The following is an 11,033-nucleotide window of genomic DNA, read 5'->3' as shown; positions in this document are numbered from 1 at the left end:
GTGAGTATGCCTGTCCATAAGGACAGTTCTCAACACAACGGTCCACCTGACAAGGCGGCCCCCAGCGGAGGATTACGGATCATCTGGACAAGAATGGGCTGGGGTAAAGTGACGTCCTGGGAAGGAGACGTCAAAGAACGTGAAGTGTGAGACAATCGCCCAATGCGATCTTCGAAAGCCGCTTCGACAGAGGGTGTCGATCTGACGGACGGCTTACATCGGTGGTCCTTCGTGCGGTTGTTCTATTCCCTGTCGTCTTTCTTGGCGTCGATCACGACGTCCTCCGGCATTTCCGGAATAGCATCAGCAGTTGGGCGATTGCAGACCGGGCAGGGCTCACCGGGCGCGCCACATCCGCATGCGCGCGGCCCTCCTTCCCAAGGCCGCTCGGGATGAGCCTCGCAGACCCAACCTGAGTCATAGCAATGTGGGCATCGCATCCGCGGTCCATCCACCGAACAGCATTCCTGTCAGAGTCCGACTGTACCGTTGCGCATCGCCGTATTTTACCCAAGAACCCGCCGCGTCGCTGGATCCCACGGGGGGCCGTTGCGGGGATGGCGTGAAGCTGGATTTGGAGGAGTCTAGGTGTCACGCCAAGACCCGACACCTCATCGAAGCGTCATCTTTTGGTTTCGGCAAGCTCAAGTGTTAAGCAGAAGTATGACTGTGTGGCTGACGTAATTGTCGCTCACGTTGGCACACGCTTTCAAATCGGGAAGTGCGTGGTTGAGCGAGACACCTTAGAGCCAGCGAGTTCGCTTGGGGATCGGCCGTCGCGACCCGGCGGCGTCTTCTATCGACTAGCCTTAGTTGAAGTTCAGCCGTCAAATAGTTTGAGGGAGAGGCTTTCCAAGGAATGTCCGAGTTGGGTCAGAAAATGCCAGTGAGAGCAAATCGGGTCCGCTAAATCCTGAGACCTCGACAGCACGTGTAGACACTTCAGAATGGCCAATGAACGAGATCATTCGCCTACCTCGTCGGAAGTCGTCAGTGGAGTGGCATCTCAAAATTGAAACGGACTGACCGAAATGGAAATCTTGCCGTCCGCAGCTTGTTCTACCTTAAAGTCCACCTCTTTTTGCGCTGTTACATCCTCAACGGTCACATGCAACAACGCCGTACAAGTAACTGCTCGCTTGGCTTTTGAATTTGTGCGTATTGTTTCATCCAACCTGTATGCGGCGCCTTGTCTAGCCTTTTTCAAAGTGGCTAATTTTTCGGCTTCTGTGCTCGTATTACTTACCATCGCCGCGATCGCGCTCGAATTCTTGACCGCGTAGTTGACAAGCGCGTTGTCGCTGTTGTCTGAAACGATCTTAACCACCGTACTGCGCGTATCGAAAGAATCACACTCGGGCGTCGTCCCGCCGCAACCGCTCAGCAAAAGCAAAGCAGGGAGACACCAGAAAACCCACTGTCCTTTCCGAAAATGTTTCATCGGAATCGTCACGAGCACCGTCATCAGTGGCAGGCCCGTAGCTTCCACCAGATTTGCGGCAAGAGCAGTGTTGCCGACTGCCATAGTAGCTACGGTGACAAGCTACGTTTTGCCGCTCTGTAAGGTTCTAAACTCTAGTTGCTGATCTCCGAAGTTAAGGGAGGAGTCGAAAAGACTGGCAACTGAAGCGGTCTTCAAACGGGCGTGGCTTCTCGGGGCGGACTAGGGGGCGGGAGTCCGTACCGGGCAGCGCGCTCTGCAGCCAACTCGCGATAGGCTTTCGCTTGTTCGGCGAGCTGCGCCTTGAGATTTGGATCAGCTTCGTGGGCAGCCAAGCGCTCAAACTGCAATGCGTGTTCTATGTATTCAGTCAGGAGTTTCATAGCGGAGAAACTATATTCTTGGCTGGCCGCCATTTCTTATCTCAGCGTGCCCGTGCCAATGATTGGGGTCCTGCTTTCGGCCTTTCATGATGTTAACCCTTGGGGGTGAACTCCGGTTCTGGACCATCTTGCAGTTCCCGGTGTTTTATTCTCTCAGGGAACTGGGACCATGTTAGGAACTTTTAGAACATTAAAGGCGGTGCTGGGGGCCACTCGATCGCTCTAGTGGCGCTCGCCATTGTCTTGGTGTCGCCGGAAGCAATCTGGGCTGCACGAGCGATCAGCGTCTTCGGGCCAGGACTGATCTTGCACAGTCCTTGAGACCAAAGATCGATAGCCGTCCCCGCAAATCGAGCTGACCCCATCTACCGCTAGGTGATCCTATGTCGAGACGCTGGCCAACCCGATTTCAAGTTCGTAGCCGCTGCCGCCGCCGAGGTTAAGCAGCAGAGTGCTGCTATTGCATCGCTACGAAACTAAGTGGTCGCGCACGCTTTGATTTGCATGGGTGAATACGACTTCCATATGGAACTGATGAACGCCGTCGCCCGATACAGGTTGCTGGCAGAGGTGTTTTCGCAGGACCCTGACCTGCTATCGCAGATAAATCAGCTCGTGGCGGAACTCGAAGAGGACCTACGAAACCTCGAACTTTCCGCTGAGGCACCAAAGCACGACCACGAACACTAACAAGCCGCTCGTCGGCGGCGCCCAGCAAGCTATGGGTAGCAATCAGGCAACTGCTGTCAACCTGCTATCTGCATCCGGGTTTGCGCAAAGCAGACGTTTGCGAATGGCTTCTTCAACGAGCGCCAGTGCTTCCTTGGCCTCTCGCGCTTCAGCTTCGGCAACTTTGGCGCGAAGGTCTGCAGCCGTCAGCTTATCCTTTTGAGCTTCAATGCACGACTGGGCTTGTTCTAGCGCTCTGCACGCACCTTGCAACTTATGTTCGGCGGTGGTGATCAGTTCACGCTGCGCCCGCTCGGCGGCCTCAGCCCGAATTTCAGCGTGCCGCAGCCTTTCTAAGGCGCTCGCGCAAAGCGATTGGGCGCGGGCTTCGGTCTCACGGGCATGCTCCTCCATACTGCGGAAGACGTCGGCCGCTTGATACACCAAGTCGAGGGCTGTTGCTCCCTTGTCTGGTGCCGGCGGCGGGGGAAAGTTCAGGACGGTCTCGTCCCGTCCAACTGACGCACTGGAATTACGCTGCGCCATCAAATTCAAGCCCCGTTGCTAACACACACACCAGCAGCATCATGGAAAGCTACGGTTAACGGATGGTTAAAAAGCCGAATGCCCGGGGCATCGCAACGGCGCGGGGGGACGGTGGCCTTCGCTGCCGGACTTCCAGGAAGTGACCACGCATCGCTGGGCCAGACGCGGTCGCCCCTCGATGCGTACCGAAAGACGCCCGAGCAGGATCGGCAAGGCATTGAAGCTCCCGGTTTCGAGGTCGTACTGGGATACATAGCCGGTCGAACAATCCCACGCGGACTACACGAACTCAGTAGCGACCAAGCCATCAGCGGCGGTGAGAGGGGCGTCGGGGCGTCCAGGTACAGCAAAGGATTGAATTATTACCGCGCCGAATGAAGTCCCGCCGACATGAGAGCGCCGGCGGGTTTTTACTGCAGTGTTCGTGCTTAGACAGCCGTCATCGGCAAACGTTCACTGGCACAGCACGCCATCCCCGACCGGTCCAGACTCGGCGCCACTGCGTGCAGCTGCCGCCCCAGGCAGCATAACTCGAACCTGGGCCCCATCCCCAACCTTGGTTCCAGCCCTGTCCCCATCCTTGATTCCATCCCGAACCTTGATTCCAGCCCCAACCTTGGTTCCAACCCGGGCGGCCCCAGGTGGCAGCACTCGCGAGGCCGAGACCCACGCCAGCTGCTACAGCCGGTCCATGCCATCCCCGGCCGCCCCGGCGCCAAGCGACGCCGCCGCCGCGCCAACCGCCGGCTCTGTGGAAACCAGCTCTGTGAAAACCAGCACTGTGGAGCCCAGCTCTGTGAAAGCCGCCTCCGTGAAAGCCCGCACGCGCGGAGGATGCTGTGGGGGCAAGCGCAATCACGGCCGTTGCCGCCATCGCGATAACAATTTTCCTGGTCATGAGGGAACTCCTGACAGACTCTCGTCCCCCTGGACTCCCTAAACAGCACAACCGATTCTTGTTCCCAACCGGCAGCAAACTCGTCGCCGGCGAGTTCAGGCGATGATGAGAACCGAGCGCGTGGCTTCGGTCCAGTTGCGAACGTACTGGGACATCAGTCGCCGCCGCATGCCCGCACTGGCACACGCTGCATAGCTTTTCCGCGTGGCCAGCCGCGCTCGACGGCATATTTGATGCCGGCGCCGAACTCCGGGCCGCTGGCTTATGGATGCGGCCGTCCTGGTCCTGGACGGGCTCAATGCCGGCGGCGATCTCGACAAGCTTGCGAGCTGCGGCTTCCGGGTTGGCGAAGGGACGTTCGGCGACGAGTTTCATGCGGCAGTCGGGCGGTGGGCATTTCGGGCATGGGCTGACGCTCGACTACTCGGGGAATTTTCGAGTGAAAGTAGCTATTCCGAGATTTGCACTCCCAGAGCCAAGGGCAGTAACGCTCCTGTTAGCGATGGCTGCCCTTGGGCGGAGCTGGTGGCTTATACGTTTGCAGCGCTCCGCAGGGCAGGTATTCAGAAAGTAAAGCGCGCTGACCTGTTTGACGAATAACACTATCGAAGTTTGCGCACACCGCGACGGCGACACTGCGATGTACCCAAATGATAATCCGGGCGAACGGCTCAGGCTGAATGTCGAACGGAACTTCCATGATCATGATGCTTGAAGAAGAGATCGAGCTTCACAGGTTCGCCAGTATCTCGCCAGAACAGTCTTTTGCCCATGCTGCCCGCCACCGCGAGGCGATGGTGGCCGCCGATTAGAGTATAATCATCCGTTGCTATGGCGATGATCTCGCCGGTTTCATCAACGATGACTTTCATGCGCCGCCTCCAATGCAACGCGCCGGTCAGCGCAGCCGCGATGGTACGCAATCTGTCTAACCTTGTGTCGGTCCCCGCGTTCCAACGGTGAAGATCACAGCTTCCGTAAGCCCATCGCGCACCGCCTTTCTGTGCGAGATGTACCCACTCATCGAGCGGTGGCTCGTTCCACTCGTCCGCCTTGGCAAGACAGGCTGACGCGATCTCCCGGCGGACCTGATCCACGACGGCGTCGATACTGCGCCGGACCTGTATGTCGCGCGAGCATCGGGCCGCGATGCCGGATAGATGCGTCAGCGTTATGCCAGCGAGCTGGTCGATCAGGGCATCGACATCGTCCCGGCGCACCAGCTCGCGTCGCTTCTCCATCAACCGCAGTTGCAGCATTCGGTCTTAGCCCTGACGTGACCAGCGTCAACCTCGCTGCGTGGCGATTGCCGTCGGTCGCGCGGGAAGCTGTCACCTTGCCGCTGGATCACGCCTTCCGCTGCGAGCTTGCAGATGTAGGTGGGTGCAATCGAGGTGCAGCGCGAGTGTCGACGCGCTGACGGTCCCAGCCCCCCTTAGCGACAGGCGAGCCATCAAAGGTAACGGTTTCAGGCATCGTGTTTCCGTCCTGTTGCGTCGCGGGCAGGATAGCTCACTTCCGCCTTCTGGCCTCATCGCGTCATTTCGTGGCGATGAGGAAGTTGGTCGCTATCGGCGCATAGCCGACATTGAGTAGGACGCACCTCTTCCTGTAACTGCAACCACGACTTCTTTCGTACCAAATATGCTCAGTATGTGCAGTCGCGCGTACCCCGCTTTTCCTACACGCCCCAGAAGAACCGGACGACCGTGCGGAGCGCGTCGGAAGGTTCACGACGAAGTGCTACGGCCCGCTGAGTAGAGCGTGCCACGTCTCGTCTCCCTTCATGCACGCGAGCTACTGCACGCGCTGCTGCATTCAGCGAAGACGAACCCTCCCAAACGGTCACCCGGGCAGGCCTTCAATCGCAACGATTCGAAATTTGGCGCCGCTCTGTCGGACTTTTGCGGCCGATTGGTTTTCGGGTGACTCGTACCAGCTGCGAACTGCATCCAGGCTTGGGAATTGCAAAATAGCCATACAACATGGCGCGGAGCCTGCTCCCTCCAGAAGGAGATTGTTCTGGCTGCGCGCCAGGTAGCGCCCGCCGTATCTCGGCAAGATTTCCCGCGCGAGCTTTGCGTACTCGTTCTGGATCGATTCGCTTGCGGTGGTCTCAGTTCGCTCAATAATGACAAAGGCCGGATGCTGCTGCTCCGCAATCGACACGGTGCCAAGGCAAGTAAACCCGAGAACAAGCAGAAATCCGATCCACCGCATGGAACTTGCTCCGAACATTTCGAGCGACCCGTTGCTCATCTGTCGGTCTGAGTTGCAATGCGCCAGTAGCATCGCAACTGCGCTAACGAAGTCGTGACCAGGATATCAGGATGACGGCAAGTAATTGCACTGATCGGCAAGGGACTACCCATCGTTCTCGCACGGAGCGCCAATACAAGGCCGTTCCGAACCGACGTGGACCCAAAAAGGGACCCAAATCGATTTTCTCGCGCATTTTTCCGGCTCAGAATCGAGCGTCATAAATGCGCGAACTCATCTGCAATGTAAGGGAGATTCGATGGCGTTTAGATGGGGATGAGCTGCCACGAGGTCCGGAGTGCCTAGGAGTCCGGACCTCGTGACTTCATCCCCCGCCTCATGAGGCCCCCGCCCATGTGACGCGGCCAGGAAAGTGTGATGCGTGTTGGCCGTCGGTCGCGCGGAGATACGCGAAATTATCGGGCGCTGCTATCCGCGTCATTACGGACGTGAACTGCCGTCTCAGTGCCACGCACGCGTGTGCCGAGGCCGGCGCGATGACCACATCTCCCTGAACGTCGGGAACCTGCCTTTCACCGGCGTGTCACTGAACCGCGTTAGCGCTGCCGATGTCATCACGCGATGGCCAAGGGAGTTCAAGACATGTCCGCTGTGCTGCCTGTGCTGGGCGCTGCCCTGTCAATCAAATCGATCCCTGCGCACCGTGACTGGCTCCTCGAACGCCAGCGCGACCTCGAGATCCAGGATTTCTTCCGCGCGGACCTGCTCGACAGCGACTGGCGCGCCACTGCGAGCGAGATCAAGCAGATGCTCGCGGGCCACACCGGCCGGCTCGGCATCCACGGCCCATTCTGGGGCTTCACGATCGACAGCCATGATCCGATGATCCGCCAGGCTGTCACGAAGCGACTTCTCCAGGGCCTCGACGCAGCCGAATTTCTCGGTGCGACGCAGATGGTGATCCATTCGCCGTTCACGACCTGGGATCACAACAATCTCGATCTTTACCCAGAGAGCCGCGGCAACCTGGTCGAGCGGGTGCGCGCAACGCTTGCCGAAGTGATCGCGCGGGCCGAGCAAAGCGGCTGCGAGATCGTGATCGAGAACATCGAGGACAAGGATCCCCGTGATCGCGTGCGCCTTGCGAAAGCGCTCGAGAGCCCGAAAGTGCGCGTCTCGCTCGATACCGGTCACGCCAACTACGCCCATGTTTCCACCGGCGCGCCGCCGGTCGACTACTACGTCGACGCGGCCGGCGACATGCTGACGCATGTGCACCTCCAGGACACCGACGGCTTCGCCGACCGCCATTGGGCGCCGGGTGAGGGCAATATCCGCTGGCCGGCGGTGTTCCGTGCGCTGGGGCGCCTCAATTCCCATCCGCGGCTGATCCTCGAGCTGCGCAATCACGATCACGTCCGCACGGCAGCGGCACATCTCAAGTCGCTCGGTCTCGCTGAATAACCAACACAAATAAGGGCAGGGGTCATCGTCATGAGCAAGCTCACACGTCGACCATCCTGAAATCCGGCACGGCGGCCGCCGGCAGCTCCTGCCGCGGTTCTCGATGGCGCAGGGCGACAACCGTCCCTCGGTCACGATCGCGGTACAGAAGGTCACGAACACAAACGTGCTCGACGTGCTGCGCGAGCAGTCGAACGTTGGGGAGCGCGTATTCTTCTCCTCGATCTGGGAAGGCTGATCTCGAAGAATTTCCGCGGCAATGCGGTCGAGCAACTCGTGCTGATGCTGTCCGACTTCCAGGCGAGCATGCCGTTCTTGATCATGGCGCTCGCGGTGCTCGCCTTCTTCGGCAACTCCCTGACGCTGCTCATGGGCCTGTTCGGCTGGGAGCGCTATGCCCGCATCGCGCGGGGCCTCGCGATATCGGCCCATGCGCAGGGCTATGCGGCCGCCGTCCGCCAGCTCGGCGCGACGCCGAGTCGGATTTACCTCGGGCACATCCTGCCCAACATCGCCTCGACCCTGATCGTCTCCACGACACTGGTCTTCCCCGAGGTGATCCTGATGGAGTCCGGTCTGTCCTTCCTTGAGCTGGGCGTTCAGCCGCCGATGACCAGCCTCGGCAACATGGTCGGCTATGGGCGGGAGTACCTGACCCGGGCGCCTTGGATCATGCTGGCGCCAGCCACAACGATGGTCGTGACCACGCTCGCAGTCTCCATCATCGGCGACTGGCTGCGCGATAAGCTCGATCCGACCCTGCAATAGGGGCACTTGCAGCCCGGATGGAGCGAAGCGGATCCGGACTACGAAAAGCCCGCGTCGGGAGCAGGGGAGGCCTGCACCGGGTCGATCTGGGCGGTTTCGAGGCAAGTTCTCGTTGCGCCCTTCGGTCCCGTGCGCTATCCGGCCGGAAAGGCCTGAGGCGGCTTCAAAATTTCCCGCCAGGCCCACCCAACGAGGACGGAAACCGCCATGCCAGCCTATCGCTCCCGCACCACCACCCACGGCCGCAACATGGCGGGCGCGCGCGGCCTCTGGCGTGCGACGGGCATGAAGGATGCGGATTTCGGCAAGCCGATCATCGCGGTGGTCAACTCCTTCACCCAGTTCGTGCCCGGCCACGTCCACCTCAAGGATCTCGGCCAGCTCGTCGCGCGCGAGATCGAGCAGGCCGGCGGCGTCGCCAAAGAATTCAACACCATCGCGGTCGACGATGGCATCGCCATGGGCCATGACGGCATGCTGTACAGCCTGCCGTCGCGCGAATTGATCGCCGACAGCGTCGAGTACATGGCCAACGCCCATTGCGCCGATGGGCTCGTCTGCATCTCCAATTGCGACAAGATCACGCCTGGCATGCTGATGGCGGCGCTGCGGCTCAACATCCCCGCGGTGTTCGTCTCGGGCGGCCCGATGGAGGCCGGCAAGGTCAAGCTGCACGGCAAGACACACGCGGTCGACCTGATCGACGCGATGGTTGCGGCGGCCGACTCCAAGGTCAGCGATGACGACGTCAAGGTGATCGAGCGCTCGGCCTGCCCGACCTGCGGCTCGTGCTCCGGCATGTTCACCGCCAATTCGATGAACTGTCTCACCGAGGCGCTGGGTCTCGCGCTGCCCGGCAACGGTTCGGTGGTCGCGACCCATGCCGATCGCAAGCGCCTTTTCGTCGAGGCCGGTCACACCATCGTCGACCTCGTCCGCCGCTACTACGAGCAGGACGATGCCAGCGTGCTGCCGCGCAACGTCGCCAACTTCAAGGCGTTCGAGAACGCCATGACGCTGGATATCGCGATGGGCGGCTCGACCAACACCGTGCTGCATCTCCTCGCCGCAGCCCATGAAGGGCAGGTCGAGTTCACCATGCGCGACATCGACCGCCTGTCGCGCCGCGTGCCCGTGCTGTGCAAGGTCGCGCCTTCCGTCGCCGACGTCCATGTCGAGGATGTGCATCGCGCCGGCGGCATCATGGCCATTCTGGGCGAGCTCGACCGCGCCGGCCTGATCGACACCAAGGTCTCTACCGTGCACGCACCGACCATGGCCGACGCGCTGGAGCGCTGGGACGTCAAGCGCTCGAAGAGCGAACAGGTCCGCACCTTCTATCGCGCTTCGCCCGGTGGCATTCCGACGCAAGTGGCCTTCAGCCAGGAGCGCCGCTATGAGGAGCTCGATCTCGACCGCGAGAAGGGCGTGGTGCGCGATCTCGAACACGCCTTCAGCAAGGATGGTGGCCTCGCCGTGCTCTATGGCAACCTTGCGCAAGACGGCTGCATTGTGAAGACGGCGGGCGTCGATGCCTCGATCCTGAAATTCTCGGGCCCGGCCCGCGTGTTCGAAAGCCAGGACGCTGCGGTCGAAGGCATCCTGGGTGGCAAGGTCGTTGCTGGCGAAGTCGTCGTCGTCCGCTATGAGGGTCCGCGCGGCGGCCCCGGCATGCAGGAGATGCTCTATCCGACCAGCTACCTGAAGTCGGTCGGGCTCGGCAAAGCCTGCGCGCTCGTCACCGATGGCCGCTTCTCCGGCGGCTCCTCGGGCCTGTCGATCGGGCATCTGTCGCCGGAAGCCGCCGAGGGCGGCAACATTGGCCTGGTGCGCGACGGCGATCGCATCGCGATCGACATCCCGAACCGCAGCATCCAGCTCGAAGTCTCCGACGAGGAACTGAGCAAGCGCCGCGCGGCGGAGCAGGCGAAGGGCGATGCGGCCTGGCAGCCGCAGAACCGCAAGCGCAACGTCTCGACTGCGCTGCAAGCCTATGCCGCACTGACCACCAGCGCCGCGCGCGGCGCGGTGCGCGAGGTCAAGCGGCGCTCGAACTAAGCTCGCACGTGCGGGCTACGATCCTTGGTCAATGAGTTCTTATCGACCGGCCGCGATTGCGCGGTCCCGTTAAGGATGCCCCAACGAACTTTCATCGATGCGGATTTCGCAGCATATACTGCTGCGTGCCGACCCACCGATCCAAGTCATTTCCCGCGTAACTGGGGCACCAACCACCATGTCTCGTACCATTGCCGTCGTTTTCGCCAGTGCAACCGTCGCCATTGCCATGACGGGCGCGGCGTCCGCCGGCTGCTACAATTGCTACACCCCGCCGCCGTGCACGACCTGCTACCAGCAGCAATACGTGGCGCCGCAATATCGCACCGTCGATGAGACCGTGATGGTCTCGCCTGGCTCCGTCGTTGCGCATCGCACGCCCGCGCAGTACCGCACCGTGATGGTGCCGCAGACCGTGATGGTCGCGCCGGCCGGCGTGCAGTACGAGCGAATCCCGCCGCAATACGCGACGCGCCAGCGCGTCGAGATGGTCTCGCCCGGCTACTCTTATTATGCCCCCGTCGTCTCGCCCTGCGCGTCCTGCGGCGGCTACTGAACCAGAATCAGAGCAGACAAAAAGCGTGGC

Annotated in this window: 7 protein-coding genes and 2 pseudogenes; 5 read left to right on the top strand and 4 right to left on the bottom strand. The window is 60.9% G+C overall.

Annotation, left to right across the window (positions count from 1 at the left end; genetic code table 11):
- Positions 1 to 1,006: 1,006 nt before the first annotated feature.
- From SO180_RS30845 to SO180_RS30830, 4 genes are all read right to left on the bottom strand, one after another.
- Positions 1,007 to 1,525, bottom strand: a complete 519-nt coding sequence (locus SO180_RS30845; RefSeq protein WP_449382598.1) for a hypothetical protein — start codon at positions 1,523 to 1,525, stop codon at positions 1,007 to 1,009.
- A gap of 1,031 nt (positions 1,526 to 2,556) precedes the next feature.
- A complete protein-coding gene (locus SO180_RS30840) occupies positions 2,557 to 3,039 on the bottom strand; it encodes a hypothetical protein (RefSeq protein ID WP_449382600.1) in 483 nt (160 codons plus the stop codon).
- A gap of 1,569 nt (positions 3,040 to 4,608) precedes the next feature.
- Complete coding sequence (locus SO180_RS30835) at positions 4,609 to 5,196, bottom strand: hypothetical protein (protein ID WP_449382597.1); 588 nt, start codon at positions 5,194 to 5,196, stop codon at positions 4,609 to 4,611.
- Positions 5,197 to 5,782: 586 nt separating this feature from the next.
- Positions 5,783 to 6,157, bottom strand: coding sequence for a DUF1330 domain-containing protein (locus SO180_RS30830; protein WP_449382596.1), 375 nt, complete (start codon positions 6,155 to 6,157; stop codon positions 5,783 to 5,785).
- Positions 6,158 to 6,799: 642 nt separating this feature from the next.
- Here SO180_RS30830 and SO180_RS30825 point away from each other — a divergent pair.
- The 5 genes and pseudogenes from SO180_RS30825 to SO180_RS30805 all read left to right on the top strand — a co-directional run bounded on the left by SO180_RS30825 (position 6,800) and on the right by SO180_RS30805 (position 11,003).
- Positions 6,800 to 7,621 carry a sugar phosphate isomerase/epimerase family protein gene (locus SO180_RS30825; RefSeq protein ID WP_449382595.1) on the top strand — a complete coding sequence of 274 codons (822 nt, stop codon included), beginning with the start codon at positions 6,800 to 6,802 and terminating at the stop codon, positions 7,619 to 7,621.
- A gap of 30 nt (positions 7,622 to 7,651) precedes the next feature.
- Positions 7,652 to 7,882 (top strand): annotated as a pseudogene (locus SO180_RS30820) (ABC transporter substrate-binding protein); the annotation flags it as partial.
- A pseudogene (locus SO180_RS30815) lies at positions 7,859 to 8,389 on the top strand (ABC transporter permease); the annotation flags it as partial. The pseudogenes SO180_RS30820 and SO180_RS30815, both read left to right, overlap by 24 nt.
- 207 nt (positions 8,390 to 8,596) lie before the next feature.
- Entirely contained in the window at positions 8,597 to 10,447 is a 1,851-nt protein-coding gene (gene ilvD / locus SO180_RS30810) for a dihydroxy-acid dehydratase (protein WP_449382594.1), read from the top strand.
- Between the two features lie 229 nt (positions 10,448 to 10,676).
- Positions 10,677 to 11,003, top strand: coding sequence for a hypothetical protein (locus SO180_RS30805; protein WP_449382599.1), 327 nt, complete (start codon positions 10,677 to 10,679; stop codon positions 11,001 to 11,003).
- Positions 11,004 to 11,033 lie beyond the last annotated feature (30 nt).

Source organism: Bradyrhizobium sp. UFLA05-112 (assembly GCF_053572325.1).
Note: the sequence above shows the minus strand (reverse complement) of the source record. Positions and strands in the feature narration are given on the sequence as shown.